The 19,007-nt window shown below is 60.3% G+C and carries 13 protein-coding genes; 6 read left to right on the top strand and 7 right to left on the bottom strand.

Annotated elements, in window-relative coordinates; genetic code table 11:
• Positions 1 to 75: 75 nt before the first annotated feature.
• The 4 genes from ACTHQV_RS11785 to ACTHQV_RS11770 form a co-directional block, all read right to left on the bottom strand.
• Positions 76 to 1,305, bottom strand: coding sequence for a patatin-like phospholipase family protein (locus tag ACTHQV_RS11785; protein ID WP_440490487.1), 1,230 nt, complete (start codon positions 1,303 to 1,305; stop codon positions 76 to 78).
• Positions 1,292 to 3,517 carry a Mov34/MPN/PAD-1 family protein gene (locus ACTHQV_RS11780; protein WP_440490485.1) on the bottom strand — a complete coding sequence of 742 codons (2,226 nt, stop codon included), beginning with the start codon at positions 3,515 to 3,517 and terminating at the stop codon, positions 1,292 to 1,294. The genes ACTHQV_RS11785 and ACTHQV_RS11780 overlap by 14 nt, the downstream gene beginning before the upstream one ends.
• Positions 3,514 to 4,629, bottom strand: a complete 1,116-nt coding sequence (locus ACTHQV_RS11775) for a hypothetical protein (protein WP_440490483.1) — start codon at positions 4,627 to 4,629, stop codon at positions 3,514 to 3,516. The genes ACTHQV_RS11780 and ACTHQV_RS11775 overlap by 4 nt, the downstream gene beginning before the upstream one ends.
• A 255-nt stretch (positions 4,630 to 4,884) precedes the next feature.
• On the bottom strand, positions 4,885 to 5,928 hold the full coding sequence (locus tag ACTHQV_RS11770) for a DUF4238 domain-containing protein (RefSeq protein WP_440490482.1): 1,044 nt from the start codon (positions 5,926 to 5,928) through the stop codon (positions 4,885 to 4,887).
• Positions 5,929 to 6,078: 150 nt separating this feature from the next.
• Between ACTHQV_RS11770 and ACTHQV_RS11765 the strand changes: the two genes are divergently transcribed.
• The 4 genes from ACTHQV_RS11765 to tnpC all read left to right on the top strand — a co-directional run bounded on the left by ACTHQV_RS11765 (position 6,079) and on the right by tnpC (position 10,428).
• On the top strand, positions 6,079 to 7,863 hold the full coding sequence (locus tag ACTHQV_RS11765; RefSeq protein ID WP_440490481.1) for a diguanylate cyclase: 1,785 nt from the start codon (positions 6,079 to 6,081) through the stop codon (positions 7,861 to 7,863).
• A 231-nt stretch (positions 7,864 to 8,094) separates the two neighbouring features.
• Positions 8,095 to 8,469, top strand: a complete 375-nt coding sequence (gene tnpA, locus ACTHQV_RS11760) for an IS66-like element accessory protein TnpA (protein WP_440490479.1) — start codon at positions 8,095 to 8,097, stop codon at positions 8,467 to 8,469.
• Complete coding sequence (gene tnpB, locus ACTHQV_RS11755) at positions 8,466 to 8,813, top strand: IS66 family insertion sequence element accessory protein TnpB (RefSeq protein WP_025292355.1); 348 nt, start codon at positions 8,466 to 8,468, stop codon at positions 8,811 to 8,813. The genes tnpA and tnpB overlap by 4 nt, the downstream gene beginning before the upstream one ends.
• A gap of 61 nt (positions 8,814 to 8,874) precedes the next feature.
• Positions 8,875 to 10,428, top strand: coding sequence for an IS66 family transposase (tnpC, locus tag ACTHQV_RS11750; RefSeq protein ID WP_440490477.1), 1,554 nt, complete (start codon positions 8,875 to 8,877; stop codon positions 10,426 to 10,428).
• Between the two features lie 216 nt (positions 10,429 to 10,644).
• On the opposite strand, the gene ACTHQV_RS11745 is transcribed toward tnpC, so the two are convergent.
• Together ACTHQV_RS11745 and ACTHQV_RS11740 are read right to left on the bottom strand one after the other, a co-directional pair.
• Positions 10,645 to 11,604 carry a diguanylate cyclase domain-containing protein gene (locus ACTHQV_RS11745; RefSeq protein WP_440490475.1) on the bottom strand — a complete coding sequence of 320 codons (960 nt, stop codon included), beginning with the start codon at positions 11,602 to 11,604 and terminating at the stop codon, positions 10,645 to 10,647.
• On the bottom strand, positions 11,534 to 12,154 hold the full coding sequence (locus ACTHQV_RS11740; RefSeq protein ID WP_440490474.1) for a GAF domain-containing protein: 621 nt from the start codon (positions 12,152 to 12,154) through the stop codon (positions 11,534 to 11,536). The genes ACTHQV_RS11745 and ACTHQV_RS11740 overlap by 71 nt, the downstream gene beginning before the upstream one ends.
• A gap of 154 nt (positions 12,155 to 12,308) precedes the next feature.
• On the opposite strand from ACTHQV_RS11740, the gene ACTHQV_RS11735 reads away from it, so the two are divergent.
• Positions 12,309 to 15,935 carry a PAS domain S-box protein gene (locus tag ACTHQV_RS11735; RefSeq protein WP_440490472.1) on the top strand — a complete coding sequence of 1,209 codons (3,627 nt, stop codon included), beginning with the start codon at positions 12,309 to 12,311 and terminating at the stop codon, positions 15,933 to 15,935.
• A 440-nt stretch (positions 15,936 to 16,375) separates the two neighbouring features.
• Here ACTHQV_RS11735 and ACTHQV_RS11730 read toward each other — a convergent pair whose 3' ends face one another.
• Positions 16,376 to 17,056 carry a Crp/Fnr family transcriptional regulator gene (locus ACTHQV_RS11730; RefSeq protein ID WP_440490471.1) on the bottom strand — a complete coding sequence of 227 codons (681 nt, stop codon included), beginning with the start codon at positions 17,054 to 17,056 and terminating at the stop codon, positions 16,376 to 16,378.
• Between the two features lie 1,370 nt (positions 17,057 to 18,426).
• Here ACTHQV_RS11730 and ACTHQV_RS11725 point away from each other — a divergent pair.
• The gene (locus ACTHQV_RS11725; protein ID WP_440490470.1) at positions 18,427 to 18,777 is read left to right on the top strand and encodes a hypothetical protein; all 351 of its coding nucleotides are present in this window, start codon (positions 18,427 to 18,429) and stop codon (positions 18,775 to 18,777) included.
• The last annotated feature ends 230 nt before the right edge of the window (positions 18,778 to 19,007 follow it).

Here is a 19,007-nt window from a genome sequence, read left to right as displayed (position 1 = left end):
CTCGACGTAGCACTCGAGCGACCCGTAGTTCCAGGAACGGTTCTGGCGTAGCCAAGCGCTACAATCGCAGACCCGTCAGGCGTTTCTCCCCGACGCGGTGTGGATGCAGCGGGACGTAACGGACCCGTCCACCATTGGAACCTCCGGCCAGTTCTCTCGTACAAGCGCGTGGACGAGCTGCTCACCGCGCCGGGAAAGCCGATCGATCCACTCGGGCTGCATTGCAGAGAAATTCGTAGGGTAACCGGCAACCTCTTCGCAGCGAACGAGATCGTCCGGCGGATAGCGGAGGCTGGCGTCCCGCTGACCCAGATACGGCAACAGGAAGCCCTTCAGGTCACCGGCGCGCACGAGATCGTAAAGACGCGTCGTGGCAAGGTTCTGTGCCCTTGCGAAGACGCTTTCAAACGCCGCGTTCATGCGTGAAAGCATCGTCGACGCAGAGTCGGCCACGTCAAGCGCGTACCCAGCCCTGCAGGCGATGATTCGATCGTGACGGCCCGTGTCCAGACTGATGTTTGGATCACGCCCTGGCCAAAACGGCGCAAGGCCGAGATTGTCGTAGACGCCACCGTCAGTGAGCGTGATGCGGTGTTTCTCGGTACGCCGGTTCTTCTCGAACCACATGTTGTCTTCGATTGCAGGCAGTGCGGCCGGGTAGGCAGCAGATGCGGCGACGGCATCCGCAAGTTCGACACCTTCCGAACTGGAAGATCCGTAGCGCCAGCAGTGCAGACGCTCCGCAGTGAAGTAGAAGGCGGCCTTCGCCCTCAGCTCGCAGGCGACGATCACGAGCCGAGGCCGGTCCGATCGCAGATCGGTCAGCTTGACGCCGCCTAGCAACTTGCTGAAGGTGCGTCTTAGGATCGTCGTCCGGCTCGACCGCCGCAGCACGGGGGACGTTCTCAACCATTCCCATTTTGCTCGTAAGCAAAGGACCGCAATCGCGCAACGGACGATGAACGCGCCGGTTCGATCAGCGGCAAGAAGCAGCCGGGTCCCGACCGCCCGTACGCCTTCGTCCGTGGTGAGCGCGGTATGTACTGCCGGACGTAGGAAGCCTTGGGACAGCACCTCCCGGACCCGGCGTTCGAAAGCATCGAAGTCGCCGGGGTGGCTACAGTAGATTCCAGCGATCACGCTCCCACCCGACACGGCCGACATGGTCGAGACGCGCTGTAGAAGCCCGAGCTCTTGGAGCGCACGCAGGCAACCAAGATGAAATGCCATCGCTCGTGAACCGCCACCGGAGAGGGCGAGCGCGATCCTCTCTTCGGTTTGACTGTCAGAATCAGGCATCGCCATGGGAAATGATACCCTCTACCTGTCCGCGGTCCTGCCAGGCCGTTCGCAGCCAGGTTTCCTCGCGTCCGCAAATCAGCATGGCATAAGGGGTGCCGACAGGATCCAGCTGCTGGCGTAGGTACGTGAAGACGCCCTCGTCCTCGATGCTTGGTCGGGCGGCGGCGCCGTCGGGATGGCTATGCCATTCGCCGACGTACCGCAACCGCCCCGCCGTCATGCTGGCAAGACCCTCTACGAGAGGGTGTAGGTTCTGAGCGCCACGGACGAAGTAGGTTGGCGCCTGAGCCGAGTCCGGCGGAGCTGGCAGTGCGGCGACAACGTGCAGCACGTTCCGAACCAGATCGAAGGTACCGATCAATATGCCGCCGGTCTCGTCCGGTGCTGCCTTCGTGCGGTACGTCCGCATCGTGTCGACAACGCCCCGGGACACGGAAACGCGAAGCGTGCCCGACACGAAACGGGAAGTAACGTGTACGTCTAGACGGATCGGCAGCACCGATCCGGTGTCAGGATCAAGGCGCCACACCCATGCGGATGGCGCGGCGTCCTCGATCGCCAAGGGCAGTCGTCCAGCGGCTAGACCGCTGAGCATGTGTACCTGCCACGGCGGCAGCGGACGCGAGAGATCCTGACAGGCGTTGGCGTAACGGATCAGATCCGTACGTGCCGCGGCGAGGTGCCCTGCCAGCGCAGGGCAGGCCGCGACAGCGAGAAAGTACTGTGCCTCGATCTCGTCCAGCAGGACGGTGCGACCGCTTCCCTCGTCGAGTACGACGAGGTCGGAGCCATCAGGTCCGAAGAAGAAGCTAGATGCGCGGCGAACGTCCTGATCGGCAAGGTGCCCCACGACGGCGGGTGAAGCACTGAAGTCGACGACGAGGTCAGCTTCCCGCAGTGCAATTCCTACCTGCTCCGTCCGTGCTGCCGGCTGCATCACGTCGGCGATGATTTGATCGTTCCCGCCTTCTGCAAGGATGGAGTCGGCCTCGATGGCGAGCACCTGTGCCTTGCTATGCCCGATCGCCCAGTTCGTCTGCGTCTGTCGCACTGTATTGTGCGGTAGAACGACGTCGTCATCGATGATCGTCCATGTGCCGAGGCCTGCGCGCGTTGCGCTCATTACCACATTGGATCCGATCGCGCCGGCGCCGATAGCTACCAATTTAGCGTCTGTAGTACGCTCGGAGCCGGCAAATTTCCTCGCGGTTGAGCGATCAAGGCGGTGAACGATGCGCCAGCTAAAAAGACTGACTGTTTTGAGGTCGACCGGTTCTATCGCTCCAGCTAAAGCAGCTCCCGTTCTCGGTCTTCCGCCTTCTTGGTAGGTCGACGTCATCCCGAGCTTCTCCCCGAGTTCTGCTAGCGTCTCGGACGGCGTGTACACCCACGCGTCGTAGGTTTCATCGTCGCCTTCATCCGTACGGCGCTTCGGTACGATCAGCAGGAATAGCGCACGGCGTTCCGAGGCCGCGGTCAGTCGGTCGGGTTCGATGAGCCAAGACCGCAGATGGGCCATCAGGTCGAAGCCTAACCTTGTGGTGAGTTCGACTAGGCTCCCCATGTCATAGGGACGGTTGGCGAGGGCACCATGAACCTGCGACGGCAACACCCTTTGAAAGACGTCGAGTGTAAGCTCCTGGACGTCTGGCCGCTGGCGCGTCATGAGCAGCGTCATCGATCCGCCCCCCTGATGCAGCTTGTCGATGAACCAGGGACCGGCAATGCTACCCGGCGGGAACACGATTGTGTCGGACGTAGGAGCGATAAGCGGTTCGAGGACCTGCTCCTCGGAATGTAGGCTGCCATCCGCCATGCCGGCGAACCACCACCTGATCCGTTCGACCAGCGCCTGCCCCGTCAGATTGCGGGACAAGTCGTGCCATCCATCTTCCCAGATGCAAAAGCAGAGCCCATTGTCCTCGGAATCGAGGTTGGTGTGGACCTGCCCCGCCGGAAAGTCAGCTCGCAGCGACAGCACGCGCGGCGCGACCAGATCATCCGCCGACCCGAAGATGATGCGAACGGGTTCACGGTGCAGGATCGGTACCGCTCGATCCTGTGCGACATCAATTTCCAGCTCGAGATCGACTACGTCCCGTCCTCCGTCACGACACACTCCAATTATCGTCGCGTACGGATGGTCGACGGCATCGCGAACGTATTGGACGAGGGCACGCGCTAGCCTGGATGATGGCGCGACCTCGGCGCTCACCTCGACCGTCCTGCCCGCGGAGCTGCACCACCAAGAACCGTCGCCGCACCAGCCGCTGCGATCTTTCTCCGCTTCGAACCAGCCGCACCGATCTCGATCACGATCGGCTTCGGCTTGTTCTTGTTGGGGTGCTCCATCGTGACGAGCCACTCTCCGCCAAGGTCGTTGGCTACGCCTCTGTAGTAGTTGGCCGCCTGCCGATGAGGTGGCTGCTTGTCGTCGTCATTCGTCGGGATTGGCTTGCTGGTCGAGATGAGCAGTGCGAAGGGCCGCCCCTTCTCCTCGTACAACCACTTCAGCCGTTCGACCGGAACTGTCTCGTCGTTACCCTTGTCATCCGCGAGCGACCGGTAGCTGCAATGGTGAGGGACGTTGTTGATATCCCATTCAAGCCGATCGTCGTTTCCGTGGTACCTGGTGATGCGGACGATATCGTCGATCACGTCGTGCGGGACGTCGGCCGACAGGATCATCTTGGTGGTGCGGCCGCCCACGACGAAGGTCGCCTGCATGAAGATCGCCGAGCCGTTCCGGTATTCGACGGAGTCGCCGCAGGTCTCGGCGAATGGTGAGTGCACGAAGAATTCCACGCCGTCGTTAGCGAGATTGAACTCTGGGCAAAGCGTTCCGGCGTCACTGATCAGGTTGCGGCGCGTCTTGGGTTCGATGCCGCGATCGAGAAGAAACTGATCAAGCTTCTCGGGCCTTCCGAAAACCCGGATGCCCTCCCCCTCGATGAAGCGGTGACGCGCCTCTGTACGTAGCGTGCGGGCCTGACCTTTGACACCTTCCTCCAGGATGGCGGTGGCAGGTACCCACATCGTCTCGATCTTTATCCGATCGCCGCCCTGGTACTTTCTGGCATGATCGAGGTGGAACACCTCCTTGGCCCTGGCGCAGTGGTCGGCATCCAGATGGGTGAATGCGACGACATCCATCGACTTCGCGCCCCCGAGGCAGTCGCGCAACTCCTTTTCCAGGTCGCAGCGCTTGTCGTACCGGTCGTCCGCGTTGCGCATGTCGGCGAAGTCAAACATCGCTCGCCGCCCGTTCTGAAGTTCGATCAGACAGCTGTCGGCGTTGCCGATCGGGAAGAAGCGAACAACGTGCATACGATTCTCCTAGCGACATGGCCGTGCCGCTCGCCCCGCGAACATAAGTCGAACGGCACTGGAAGCCAACCCAAGTCGTCGGCAGGGTCGGGACCTCGGCCAGATGAACACCGTTTCAGCAGGGGCTATGGTTATCTGGGAAGCGGTCGTAGCAGGTAGCAAAGCGGGGCCAGTCGTGTAGGAAAGACAGTTGGTCAATGCAGCCTGTTCACCGAATTTGCACCAAATAACGTACTTAGCATAGGCGCTGAGAACCTAGTCCATGCGAAGAAACGAAGGTTTATGATCTGGAAAGTCCGCCATGAACCGTTTAGATAATTTGAAATCCTCGTGCCTGCTAATGACAAACTGGCGTGACTGGGCCATCTGCAGGCTGTTATAAAAGTCCATATTATGATCGTTGCTTTCGTCTGCGACGCCATCCAAGTAGCGCTGCCACCACCCCCGAACGCGACTGCCTCTTTCTTCGATGAAGGCAACCTGATTTCTCATCTCGTCGCCCGTAATTTTTCCAGCCATGACCAGAGGTAGTAGCGTAGCGCGAACCTGATCGAGGTTCTCTTCCAGTTGCTCGACCGCTCCTTTGAGAATTGTTGGGCACAGGCATGCCAGCATAAGGTCGTGGGAGAGTGGCAGGTAGATCTGGATCCCACGAACTCCCAACCCCAGGTTGCCGTATGGGCCGAAGTCCTGATCGTTATGGAGCACGACGGGGTTGTCGCTTATGTAGAAATCGCGGTCCGGTGCGGCGCTGATCAGCATCATATGCTTACTACCGATAAGATTGGTGTACTGCTTGATCGCGTCGATGATGAAGCTCGCGTGCTGATGCTTCAGACGGTCCTCCGTCATGGGTTCGTATCCGTCCAGATCCTCGATCCTGCCGCCCATCTGCTCCAGCTTGGTACGGATGAGTTCCTGCACCTCGACGAAGCGGTCGCGTTGTTGCCTCGTACGAAGAAATTGAAATGCGACGAGCATGGCAAGACGTGCTTGCTCCTCGGCACTGTGGTTGAGCCGTCGCTCCTCTAATATGCGGCGGTAGGTGGGAAGCAGGGCGTCCTCCAGTCTACCCGCCGTCTGCTCGAATGAAGCAATGTACTCGGGCGACACCTGAAAATCGTAGAAGCGGCGCTCCGCCATGACGCCCGCTATGTTAGGCCTGAATATTTTGCCGGTCTTCTTATCGAAGACGGTGACCTGTTCCTTAACCTCGTTGCTGAGAAAATTCCGAAGGACCAGCTTGGGGACGTAGTGCTGGTTCTGCGCGCCGTCCCGCGATTTGGTTTTGGTAGCCATCGAGTCGGCTTAGCCGTCCGTCACGTGCGCGCCAACCGGTTCGAACGGTGCTATACAGCCGCGGGAAGAAAGCAGGGCGGTCCCCGCCCCGCTGGACGCACCTGTGTGACGTAAACGTCCACTTTACCAATAGACCGTTATTCAAGATCCATGGCCTGTGAGAACAATAGCGTGAACCATCGTGAGCTTCGGATCGCGATACCGTTGGCGGTTACATACTTCGTCACGGCCAGCCTCACGGTCAGCGTCACTCGGTTCGGCGGCGGGGTCGCGTTCCTATGGGCTGCAGGCGGGTTCCTACTAGGTGCGCTGGTTGCGACCGATCGACGCCATTGGCCTACGGTCATCAGCTGCTGCGGCGTGGCGAGCTTCATGGCGACTTCGCTGTTCGGCCTCGGACTGCAGGCGGCCCTCCCCCTCGCGATGATCAACATGGTCGAGGCGACGCTCGGCGCGTGGTTATTGCGGCGCGTAAGCCCAAGTTTTGGAGGGCTCGCTTCCAGTAGCGAGATCGCACTGCTGATCGCCGTTGCCGGCGTTGCCCTACCAGTCCTTACGGCTTTCCCGGGCGCGGCAGTCGCCACGGTTATCGCGGACGTAGCATTCTGGCCGAACTGGCTCGCATGGTCTTCGGGCCATGCGCTTGGTGCGGTGACGATAGCGCCTTTCGTCCTCCTCCTCAGACGAGGAGAGATCGGAAGCTGGGTCCGGCAAGCAGGACGCGCTCAGTGCTTCGAAACCGCAACTCTGCTCGTTATCCTAGCAGGCGTCTCGTTTGCCGTGTTCTACCAGACGCGCTTCCCGCTACTGTTCCTTCCGTTTCTACCGATGATGACGCTCGTGTTCCGGATCGGCCGGCTCGGCGCCGTGGCTTCGCTGATCCTGATCGCTGCGGTCGGCGGCGTGCTTACGTTGCGCGGCCTTGGTCCTATCGCGTTGATGGAAGGTAGCGCTGGCTTCCGCGCCCAGTTTTTTCAACTTTATCTAGCCTCAGCTACCTTGATGGTGCTCCCAGCCGCTGGCGCGCTGAAAAGCCGCAAGAGCACGCTCGAAGCATTGCAGGAGCAGGCCGTACTTCACCGTCTTATCTTCGATCGGTCAGGCGACGTCATCATGACGCTGGAACGTCAAGGACGCATCCGTTTCGTTTCGTCATCTTCAACCGCCCTTCTCGGGCTTTCTCCGGAGATGCTGATAGGCAGAATGCCGCATGAGATCATTCATTCCGAAGACATCGACAGGGTAGTCGCCGTGCATCGCGACGTTATTCTCGATCCTGACCGGACCTTTACCGTTGACTATCGCGTAGCGATCGATGGCCGGGAAATAGGATGGTTCGAAAGCCACGCGCGAGCGATGCTTGACGAAACTGGGGTCGCGAACGGCGCTGTCGTAGTCATCCGTGACGTAAGCGAGCGCAAGGCAGTCGAGCTACGGTTGTCTGACGCCGCCATGACCGATCCCCTGACGGGAGTGGCCAATCGCCGGGCATTCGATGCCGCACTGACTTCCCGGTTCGAAGCATCGATCGTCGGACCGGCCGCAGTGGTCATCTTCGATCTGGATCATTTCAAGGCAGTAAACGATCGTTTCGGGCACGCTGCCGGCGACCGCGTGCTGAGCGATTTTGCAAACGTACTACGCGCCACGGTTCGGTCCGAGGATCTAGTCGCACGACTTGGCGGTGAAGAGTTCGCCGCAGTTATCCGCGGTGATATTGACGCAGCAAGAACCGTTTGCGAGCGCGTTCGAAAGAATGTCGAAGAGATGCAGTCCGCTATCGGCGAGGGCCTTTCTGTTCGAGTGACCGTCAGTGCCGGTATCGCCCCGATTGCGCCATTCGGATCCGCGGCGAGCGCCCTTGCTGCTGCTGATGCTGCCCTTTACCGCGCGAAGGCCGAAGGACGAAACCGCCTTTTAACGGCGATGGCTTAGCGGAAAGCACATCGCAAACCGATTTTCTCGTCCACCGTAATCTGCGCAATGCCGTAAGCCTTTACACCGGGGCGTCGAGCTCACGAACTCGTGGTGGTGCGGCCCTCCCGTAAGCGTGGTCAGCAGGCCACCTTGCGGTAGCGCCGGTAGCAGGGATGCTTGTCGCCTTTGACGAGGGCGCGGGCGGTGCGGGAAGTTAACGGTTCTACGACTGGTCATACGAGCACTCGTATGACCAGTCGGATGGAGGTGGTCGGCCGGGTGTCGGGTCGACGGCGATGGTCTGACGCGGAGAAGCTGGAGATCCTGGCCGAGGCGTTCCGGCCGGGGGTGCGGGTTTGCGATGTCATCGCCCGTCGCGAGGTGTCGAGCAGCCTGATCTACACGTGGCGCAAGCAATTGTGTGAAGGCAAGCTGGCGGGCGTCGTAGCTTCGTCGCCGGTATTTGCCGAGGTACAGGTTGTCGCCCCGGTCGCGCCGACACCGCAGCCGGCACCATGTTCACCGGGGTTCATCCATATCGAGCTGCCGGGCGGCGTGCGGGTGAGCGTGGATGCCGCGGTGGATGCAGGCGCGCTGACACGGGTGCTGTCGGTGCTGCGATGAGCCCGACGCCGCTACCGACGCGGGTGTTTCTGGCGTGCGGGGTGACCGACATGCGCAAGGGGTTCGATGGCTTGGCGGTGCTGGTGCAGCAGGTGCTGGCGCAGAACCCGCATTCGGGGGCTCTGTTCGCGTTCCGGGGCAAGCGGGGTCATCTGGTCAAGCTGCTGTGGTTCGACGGCCAGGGGCTTTGCCTGTTTTCCAAGCGGCTCGACCGTGGCCGTTTCGTCTGGCCAGTGACCGCGACCGGCACGGTAACGCTGACGCCCGCGCAATTGTCGATGCTGCTGGAAGGCATCGACTGGCGGCGGCCCGAGCGGACGTTCACGCCAACGCTTGCAGGGTAAGAACGGCGGTTTTTCCCCACTTTCCCTCGCTCACCGCCCTGCAATCTGCTATGGAAACGGGGTGTCGGAAGCGCCCGTTTCCCCTGCTGATGCCGCCGCGCGGATTGCCGCGCTGAAGGCCTCGCTCGCCCGGGCCAATGCCGCACTCGCCGCCCGCGACCTGCTCATCGAGACCCTGCGGGGACAGATCGCGCGGCTGCGGCGGATGCAATTCGGCGCCTCGTCCGAGAAGCTCGGCCGCGAGATCGAGCAACTCGAACTGGCGCTGGAAGAACTCGAGACGGAGCGCGACGCGCCTGTACCCGAGGCAATCATCCCCGGCGTGGTGGCGCGTCCCGTGCCCGTCCGCAGTCTACCCGGACATCTGCCGCGCGAGGAGGTCGTCCACGAGCCGGCGTCGGGTTCGTGCACCTGCCCGGATTGCGGTGGTGCGCTGCGCCCGCTGGGTATCGACGCGCACGAGATGCTCGACATCGTGCCGGTGCGCTGGCGTGTCGTGCGCAACGTCCGCCCCAAATACAGTTGCCGGATATGCGAGAAGATCGTCCAGGCGTCCGCCCCGGTCAGCGCCATTGCGCGGGGCAAGGCGACCTTCGCCCCGCTGGCGCACGTCGTCGTCTCGAAGTTCGACCACCATCTGCCGCTCTACCGTCAGTCCGAGATGATGGCCGCACAAGGGCTCGACATCGACCGCTCGACGCTGGCGGGGTGGACCGGACAGGCCGCAGCACTCCTCGACCCCATCGTCAGCCGCATCCGCGACGAAGTCCTCAAGGCCGACAAGATCCATGTCGACGACACGCCCGTGCCGGTGCTCGACCCAGGCCGGGGCAAGACCGCCACCGGGCGGCTGTGGGTCTACGCTGCCGACGACCGGGCATCCGGCGGCACGGCACCTCGTGCGGCCTGGTATCGCTTCACGCCAGACCGCACGGCCGCGCATCCGCTGGCCCATCTCGCCGGCTTTCGCGGTTTCCTTCAGGCCGATGCCTATGCCGGTTATGACGGACTGTATCGCAGCGGCGTGACCGAAGTCGCGTGCTGGGCGCATTTCCGGCGCAAGGTCTTCGACCTGCACGAGCGGTCACCCACGGCGCTGACCACCGATATCCTCGAGCGGATCGGCACGCTTTACGCTGTCGAGGCCGAGGTCCGTGGCCAACCACCCGACGTGCGATGTCGAGTTCGACAGGAGAAAAGTCGAGCGCTGGTCGACGCCTTGCGCGAGGTGCTCGACGCCAGCTTGCGCCGCTTGTCGTCCAGGTCCGACATGGCAAGGGCCATCGCCTATGGCAAGCAGCGCTGGCCAGCGCTGTCGCGCTTCCTCGACGATGGCCGTCTGGAGATCGACAACAACATCGCGGAGCGTGCGCTGCGCGGTGTCGCGGTCGGACGCCGCAACTGGCTGTTCGCCGGTTCGCGCGCAGGCGGCGAGCGGGCCGCGGCCATCTACACCGTCATCCAGACCTGCAAGGCCAACAGCGTCGATCCGCAGACCTATATCACCGACGTCATCGCCAAAGTCGCGGCAGACTGGCCTGCCAGCCAATGGGATGAACTCATGCCCTGGAACTGGATGCCGCCGGCACATCAGCCGACCGCACAAGCTGCATAATCCGCGGTCTCCACGTCACGCTTACGCCCTCCCCTCCCCGAGCGTGAGTTGAGCCGACTTGGCAACGTATTTGTCCGTTGGCTTGTCGGCTCGACATTGGTCGAAAGCGACGTTGCGCGTTTGAACCTGGAAGGCCGGGCCGCACGAAATGAACATGCTTCTTCGATTAGCCCGTCCGCTCGCTCCAGAAATCAACACTCGGTCCCATAGTGCCGTTTAGGTCATCTTTCGGACTTCGAGCGGCGAAGTGGCAAATTGGTTCTGCATGACCGGCTCAATGACTTCGTTCCGCCCTTCGATGGCACCAGTGCCACGCCGACGTGCCTTCGCACGGTACAGCGCGTCGTCGGCGCTCTTCAATAACGCGGCTCGATCGGTGTGGTTCGGACCGTACGTGCATGCCCCGACGGTTGCGGTGACCAGGATGCTGCTGGAGCCAGCGGCGACCGAATGACGTAGGTCCAAAAGGAGGCGACTGATTCCCTCCGAAAGCTTACCTAAGACGGCATCACCTCTTAGAAGCACTACAAACTCGTCACCGCCCAGGCGCGCAATAAAGTGCTGACCTAGGTACTCGATCGACTGCAGCTTGGTCGTCATTACGCGCAATACCTCGTCGCCAGCCAGGTGTCCTAGCCGGTCGTTGACCTCCTTGAATCGATCGAGATCTACGATGACGATCGCAAACGATTCCCCGCTCTGGTTCGCCGCATCCAGCGCCTGCTCGAGTTCTTCGTTGAACGCACGTCTTGTCGGAATCCCGGTCAACTCGTCTGTTCGGGCCACCTCGTGCAGGCGACGTTCGAACTGATAGCGGTTGGTGACATCTTGGATCACTCCCATGACCGCGACGCACTCGCCGCCTCGTTGATCTATTTCGCCAAGCGTCCGAACTCGGCGGAGCCGCCCCTGAGCGTCCGTCAGATCCAGTTCGAGATCCCAAGGCTTGCCGTCCACGATACATTCCTGAAGCGCGACTTCGAGCTTTGAGCGATCGTGTTCCGGGTAGAAGCTGAGTGCTGTCGCGAGCAACCCGTTCGAGCCCGGCTCGAGCGCATGAATTGCGTAGGTCTGATCTGACCAATGCACGTAACCCGTGGCGATCTCAAGGCGCCAGGAACCAATCTGCGCCATGCGTTCGGCGTGCTGCAGCAGTCGCTGAGTGCGCGCCATCATCCAGCGCGTCCTGTCGCTCCAGTGCGAGGCGCAGGCTTTCCCCACTGAGTCGGCGGGTTTCCAGCAATGATTCGACGACCTGAGCCATGCCGTTCAGCAACGCGAGCTTCTCGGACGACGGACTTTGAGGACGGTCATCGGCGACGCACAATGTGCCAACGGGCAATCGTGCGTCGGTGCCGCGTATTCCGACACGGAGCGGAACACCCGCATAGAAGCGAATGAAGGGCGGTCCGAGCACGAAGGGGTTTTGGGAGAAGCGCTCGTCCTCGAAGGTGTCGGGGATGACAAGCAATTCGTCGGCGGCAACGGCGTGAGTGCAGAACGACGTCCCCCGGTCCGTCTCGTCTACGTCAATTCCGCAACGCGCCTTGAACCACTGCCTGTCGGCGTCGATCAACGAGACGAATGCCAACTTGCATCCGAACAAATGCTGCGCCGCAGCAGCGACAACGTCGAAAGCAGCTTCAGGAGAGCTGTCGAGTATCTCAAGCGCACGTAGCGCTTCTAGCCGTAGCTCCTCTCCGGGCAAAGTGTTCATAAAGGGCATCGGCTCTCCGTATACGCTGCAGGTTGGGCATCGGTTAACGGCCTGCTTAATCTGATTTTCTTAGTGAGGCTCGTCGGTTATGAGCACCGGTCGCCGGCGACCGCTGACGATTTGCGCCTCACCCCATAGGTGCCGGCAAAGGACATTCCTGGAAATGAACGAGATGGACGATCGCGAGAAGCAGCGACTAGCCGCCCTGGCGGACTACGCCGTGCTGGACACCCCGCGGGAGCCCTCTTTCGATGAGATCGCCTTACTGGCAGCGAAGCTCTGTGACGTACCTATCGCGATCGTCAACATGATCGGCGACGGCCGGCAGTTCTTCAAAGCCGAGGTAGGCCTAGGTGTACGGGAGACGCCCCTTGGCAGCTCGTTCTGTGCCAAGGCAATCCTGGAAAAGGATTTCCTTCTTGTCCCGGACGCGACACGGGACCCCCGGTTTGAGGCCAATCCACTTGTAGTCGGCGAGCCTCACATTCGCTTCTACGCCGGAGCGCTCCTTACAACGGATGACGGCCTACCGATCGGTACTTTGTGCGCGCTGGATTACCGTCCACGGCAGCTGACCGACCTGCAGCAGGAAGCGCTGCGCGTGCTCGCGAAGCAGGTTATGGCGCAGCTGGAGCTGCGGCGTGCGGTAGAGGAGCGGAACAGACGGTTTGAAGCTGCTGCGGCCAGCGAACAGCGCCTGCGGCTGATTCTGAACAGCGCGCACGATTATGCCATCGTGACGACCGACGAAGATCGGCACATTACCAGCTGGTCGGCCGGCGCGCAGGCGACGTTCGGATGGTCGGAGATGGAAGCGATCGGACGGCCGCTCGATGACATTTTCACGCCTGAAGACCGGGCCGCCAACATCCCCGCGTTGGAAGCTGGCAAGGCTCTCAATGACGGCTGTGCCTCAGACGTGCGCTGGCATGTGCGAGCAGATGGCTCGCGCGTGTTCATGAACGGCTCGACGCACCCGATCGTCGTGGATGGCGAAAGGCCGGCAGGCTTCCTCAAGATCGCCCGAAACGAAACGATGCAGCGTGCGCAGGCAGAGGAACTCGCGCGAACCCGTGCCGAACTCGTCGATAGTGAAGCACGGTTTCGCAACATGGCCGACAGCGCCCCCGTAATGATGTGGGTGACGGACGAGACAGGCTACTGCAACTACCTCAACCGGGGCTGGTACGAGTTCACCGGGCAGAACGAGTTGGAAGCGCTCGGCCATGGATGGCTGGAAGCCACGCATCCGGACGACAAGCTAGCAGCCGAGGAAGCATTTTCTCAAGCAACCGCGGCAAAGCTACCGTTCCGGCTCGAATATCGTCTGCGCCGGGCCGACGGTGTCTACAGATGGGCAATGGACGTAGCGAGTCCTCGTTTCGGTGCCGACGGCAAGCATCTTGGCTATGTAGGCTCCGTCATCGACATCGACGACAGGCGTGAAGCCGAGGACGCACTACGACGCTCCAGTGCCTTGCTCGAAGCGGTGATGGCTTCGGTTCCGGGCGTGATATACGCAAAGGACCGGCACGGTCGGATGCTGGCCGCTAACCGTGGGACCATGGAACTGGTCGGCAAGCCACTTTCACAAATTATCGGTCGCACCGATCACGAGTTTCTTGACGATCCCGCACAGGCAGCTGGGGTAATGGCGAACGATCGGCGAATCATGTCCGAGAATCAGACGGAAGTCGTCGAGGAAACGGTCAGCCTGCCTGACGGCACTCGTGCGACGTGGCTCTCGACCAAGTCTCCGTTTCGGAACGTACAGGGTGATGTAGTAGGCTTGGTCGGCTCGTCGATCGACATCAGCGAACGCAAACGCGCCGAAGAGCGGCTACGGCAGAGCGAGGCCCAGTTTCGCCTAATGGCGGACGCTGTGCCTCAGATCGTCTGGATCACCGACGCCCAGGGCCGGATGGAGTTCTTCAACAAGCAATGGGCCGACTACGTAGGGGTGCCGAATATCCCGGCAACATCTGGGGATTTAGCGGATAGCTATGTTCATCCCGATGATACGGCACGTACCGTGGAGGCTTTCGAAGAGGCGCAACGCACTGGAAGTATCTTTCAGGTCGAGCATCGCATCCGCCGAGCTGATGGGGCTTATCGCTGGTTCCTCGTTCGCGCGGATCCATATCGTGACGAGCGGACTGGTGCGATTACTCGTTGGTTCGGGGCGTCGACCGATATCCAGGACCGCAAGGCTGCCGAGGATGCGCTGCTACAGCTTAACGAGACGCTGGAACGACGGGTTGAAGCAGCCATTGCCGAGCGCGATCGCACCTGGGATAACGCGCGCGACCTTCTGCTCGTAGTTGGCACGGACGGTATTTTTCGCGCAGTCAATCCAGCTTGGAAACACATCCTCGGCTGGTTGCCGGAAGAGCTGGTCGGGCATTCCTACCTGGACTTCATACACCCGGACGAGCATCCGTCGAGCAGGGGCGCGCTTGAAACGGCGTCAGCGGGCGAGTTGCCCGTGTACGAGAACCGGTACCGACATAAGGATGGCAGCTTTCGCTGGATCTCTTGGGTTGCCGCTCCCGAAAGCGACCTCATCTACGCGTCCGGTCGGGACGTGACGGCGGACAAGGAACGGCAGGACCAGCTCGAGCAGGCTCAGGACCAGCTTCGTCAGGCGCAGAAGATGGAGGCGGTCGGCCAACTGACCGGCGGCATCGCGCACGACTTCAACAATCTTCTCACCGGCGTAATCGGTTCCCTCGACATGATGCAGCGACAGTTCGTCAAGGGCGACATGAGCAAGATGGAACGCTACACTACGACCGCGATCACCTCCGCGAACAGGGCGGCGGCATTGACGCACCGCCTGCTCGCCTTCTCGCGCCGCCAGCCGCTCGATCCGAAACCTACAAGCGCGAACCGCCTGGTGACCGGCATGGAGGAACTGCTGCGCCGGACGATTGGTGAGGCGGTACGGCTCGAGATGGTAACCGCTGGCGGGCTATGGCAGACGCTGTGCGATCCTCATCAGCTCGAAAGTGCAATACTGAACCTGGCAATCAACGCTCGTGATGCCATGCCCGAAGGCGGTACCCTCACTATTGAAACCTGCAATGCGCATCTCGACGATGCGTATTCGGCTCGCCAACGCGAGGTTAAGCCCGGTCAGTATGTCTGTATCTGCGTCACTGATACCGGCGTAGGCATGACTGCCGACACGATCCAGAAGGCTTTCGAACCGTTCTTCACTACCAAGCCGATCGGTCAGGGCACTGGTCTTGGCCTGTCGATGATCTATGGATTTGCGCGTCAGTCCGAAGGCTATGCCAAAATCTACTCGGAGCTCGGAAAGGGGACTACGTTCAAGCTCTACCTGCCGCGCTTCTACGGCGAAGGCGAGGACGCCGACGATCACACCGTACAGCTCGGCGACGAGCACCGCGCGGAGCATGGGGAGGTCGTGCTCGTAGTCGAGGACGAGACTGCGGTCCGCGCGCTTGTCGTCGATGTCCTGGAAGAGCTCGGATATCGGGCGATGGAGGCAATCGATGGGCCTTCGGGACTGAAGCTGCTACATTCCAACCTTCGCATCGACCTGCTTGTAACCGACATTGGCCTACCCGGCCTCAATGGTCGCCAGCTTGCAGATGCCGCTCGGGACCGCCGCCCTGATCTGAAAGTCCTGTTCATGACAGGGTATGCCGAGAACGCCACCATCGCCAACGGCTTCCTCGAACCTGGCATGGAAATGATCACGAAACCGTTTGCAATCGACGCGCTGGCCACCCGCATACGAGCGATCATCGAAGCGCCGCGTTAGGGGGATTGGGCAGCTGGCTCGATTGCGCTAAGGGGAATGTCTCCTACGTTCGCCGAATGGTACTTTCGCAAAGTCGGGGCCGGCCAGCACCCTTGCCCGTCCGATAATCGTGACACCTTCCTCTTTCGAAACTTCGGGTTTAGGACGTTTCCGTCCTGCACGGTTCATGACTACGGTTATTTCCTCAATTCTCCTCCTACCGGCGAGACGGCAGCTGACACGAAACGTCTAAGCCAGGCTGGTCAGCCAGCTTCGAAGACAGTATCTTTGGACCAACGCTAAAGAAAACGTGGCTTTCCGTAAGACGTCCGGATTGAGAGCGACCGATATCCCGCTTCGCTTCGACGGTTAGCCACCGGCCACCTTCTGGTCTTCATGAGAGACGCGATCTTAGTCAATACGTCGTTTAGCTACAACGGCTAGAACTATCGGTAGCCAGGCTAGAAACCCGCGACGTTCTTTAATCGCGCTACATCCAGAACGCGAAGCGCTCGTCCTTTCGTGTCGATTAGACCCATCTCGCGCATACGTCGAAGTGTACGATTGACATGCACGGCAGTCAGACCAAGGGCATCTCCGATATGCGTTTGGGTGATTGGCAGGGTAACGAAGTCGGTTCGCTTTCGTTTCAACGCACCTAACTTTTCAAATATTTCGCATAGTAAGTATGAAATAGAATGTAGAGCATCATCTGCGACAACTAACCAAGCACGCAAGGATATCTCGTCCCTTAACTTCGCCTGCCAAAAAGCCCGCCCGATTTCCGGGTAATCATCGATGATTTTTTGCACTACGTTGACATGAACTCTTCCAACGACACAGGAAGTGATCGCCCCAATCGAATGATCCATCGCGCTTTGGCAGACAGCATGTATGCCGCAGAAATCTCCAGGAAGCAGGAAGCCAGTAATCCGTCTGGAGCCATCCGATCGCAGGGAATAGCGGGCGGCCCACCCTTCGAGCATAATGCAGATGAATTCAGAACGGTAGCCTGACTTGGATATGTCGTATCCACGGCCGGTCGTCGATGATTCTATCTTCATGCTTCGTAACGATTGCAGAGCGTCCCGATTGCAATCCACTAGCGATGCAATGTTTTTAATGAACGCACTATCGTTCATTCCGAAACCACCCCGAAGACCGTTGCAAGCCCCTCCTGCTGAACCTTCATAACGCCACGACAACGACCAAACAAGAACCGGTTGGCAAACGACCACCTGAGACAAAACCAACTGTCGCTATACTACTCAACGACCAACCGATCTCAGCAGAGCCAGTGCGCTTCGAAAGCATATTCACCGCCATGAGATATGCAATTATTGGCAATGCGCCGATAGTTATCATGATAGTAAAAATTCCAGGTCGTACCATTCCCAGAATATTGGATTACAGATTATTTTTACTCTTCGATATACCGTGCTATCATATGAGGCCATTCCCGCCTGCGAAGCGTTGCGACGAGTATCGCAGCCAGCGCATCTTCGCCCCGTTGTCGCACCAGCGACTTCGCAGAAACTAAATCATTCCGTATCCACTGAGGCACTTGACTTAGAACCGAGGCAAGCTCAACCCTGAGTTCGTCAACCATGCCGCCCTACCCTTTTCTATTCTAGAACGACTGTAGCACATCAGTCGTGGGTACATTGCCTACCTTGATCGTTGCTCCAGTTCATCGAACCTTTCTCCGATTTTGCCTTCGAGCAAGGTAGGCACTCTTCCAGTCCCAACGATTGGACTGTCGCATGGGGCGCCCAAGCTGGTCAAGGTTGACGAAATCATCAAATCTGTCGCCCATCGATCTGGTCGTCGCTTCTGGCAACGAGGCATTGATCAGTAATGACAGATACTTCGACGCATGCAGGGCGCTCCCGAACGGTCGACAGCCTTCGGCAGAAGCTGCTGATCGCAAGCTAGCAGCTAGCCTTAGGGCGCTCGCTGGGCGAGCTTCTCAGGGCGCTTCGAAAACGCTCCGGGGCGCTGGTGGACGCGACCCCCGTAGGGATCAGGGTAAGGGACGGTGACCGATACCGTCCTGCGGCAGAGGACGTGTCCTCAAGCCAGCAGGACGCATGATGCTACCGGTGTGGCGTTCAGATCGTCGATTGGGTCATGAAGCATGCTCGGACCGCCAACGTTAGGATGTCTAGTAGGACCTGCGTATTGACGAAACAGATTACCCTTCGACCAATGCGCACAACCTTGTCATGATCCCGACGGGGCGGCCGAAGCCATACGCTGTTCTGTGCCATGACGCGCTAGCGCGGCGGAACCAGCAGCCTGTCAACCCGGCGGATCCCTTGCGGGCTCGCGCCGCAGCGGACCCTGCCTGCGCAGCCGCTGCGCATGCTGCTGCACGACGAACTATTCTACGATATGCCGAGGATCGTAAGCCTCGTTCAGTTAGGGTTCGACCCAGTCTCGAACCTGCCATCGGCATCCTTCAACCAAGAGGTCGATCTAACGACGATTCCAGTCCGGCGGAACCGCGGAAATGGCCTACGATCGATTGCACAGGCGCGATTGCCAGATCCGCTTCGATCTACGCTGCTGCCGCTGCCGCACGCTCCTCTTCGTCAACGCGAGATTTCGCATATTCGAGCAGCGCCTAGACCTTTCCGGTCACGCGCTTCAACTGCCCGTTTCGCGTCCACGAAACGGGCGACTGGTGAACGCCTGTGGCCTCGGCGACAAGGATGCTGTCGAGGCTGGAACAGAACTTGCACTTCGGAGCGCTGCTCACGTTCAGAAGGAGCGCGGTCGTCTGGTCAAGCTGCTTTGTTTCGATGGGGTTCTGTGCCTGTTTTCCAAGCGTCTGGACCGGGTCGTTTCATCGAGCCGGTGACAGCAATGGGCACGGCGGACGCTGACGCCGGCGGAATTGCCGATAATTCTGGAGGGCATAGACTGGCGTCGGCCGGAACGGACGTTAACGCCGGCGCGGCCGGGTAGGACCGGCGGCATTTCGCCTTTTCCCTTCGCTTGCTAATACGCAATCCGCTGGGGACACAGCTTATTGGAACCGCCTGTTTCGGCACGCGTGCCTCCGTGGCTTCCACACATACACGCGCCCAG

Origin of the sequence: Sphingomonas sp. SAFR-052, assembly GCF_051965015.1 — a bacterium.
In the GTDB taxonomy this organism is placed as follows: Bacteria; Pseudomonadota; Alphaproteobacteria; order Sphingomonadales; family Sphingomonadaceae; genus Sphingomonas.
This window is presented reverse-complemented; position numbering and strand designations above follow the sequence as displayed.

What these genes read in the sequence shown, in the direction of transcription:
- ACTHQV_RS11740 (WP_440490474.1), bottom strand. Translation starts at nt 12,154, where the DNA reads ATGCCCTTTATGAACACTTTGCCCGGAGAGGAGCTACGGCTAGAAGCG.
- ACTHQV_RS11725 (WP_440490470.1), top strand. Translation starts at nt 18,427, where the DNA reads ATGGCCTACGATCGATTGCACAGGCGCGATTGCCAGATCCGCTTCGAT.
- ACTHQV_RS11730 (WP_440490471.1), bottom strand. Translation starts at nt 17,056, where the DNA reads ATGAACGATAGTGCGTTCATTAAAAACATTGCATCGCTAGTGGATTGC.
- ACTHQV_RS11785 (WP_440490487.1), bottom strand. Translation starts at nt 1,305, where the DNA reads ATGGCGATGCCTGATTCTGACAGTCAAACCGAAGAGAGGATCGCGCTC.
- ACTHQV_RS11770 (WP_440490482.1), bottom strand. Translation starts at nt 5,928, where the DNA reads ATGGCTACCAAAACCAAATCGCGGGACGGCGCGCAGAACCAGCACTAC.
- ACTHQV_RS11745 (WP_440490475.1), bottom strand. Translation starts at nt 11,604, where the DNA reads ATGATGGCGCGCACTCAGCGACTGCTGCAGCACGCCGAACGCATGGCG.
- tnpB (WP_025292355.1), top strand. Translation starts at nt 8,466, where the DNA reads ATGAGCCCGACGCCGCTACCGACGCGGGTGTTTCTGGCGTGCGGGGTG.
- tnpA (WP_440490479.1), top strand. Translation starts at nt 8,095, where the DNA reads ATGACCAGTCGGATGGAGGTGGTCGGCCGGGTGTCGGGTCGACGGCGA.
- ACTHQV_RS11775 (WP_440490483.1), bottom strand. Translation starts at nt 4,629, where the DNA reads ATGCACGTTGTTCGCTTCTTCCCGATCGGCAACGCCGACAGCTGTCTG.
- ACTHQV_RS11735 (WP_440490472.1), top strand. Translation starts at nt 12,309, where the DNA reads ATGAACGAGATGGACGATCGCGAGAAGCAGCGACTAGCCGCCCTGGCG.
- ACTHQV_RS11765 (WP_440490481.1), top strand. Translation starts at nt 6,079, where the DNA reads ATGGCCTGTGAGAACAATAGCGTGAACCATCGTGAGCTTCGGATCGCG.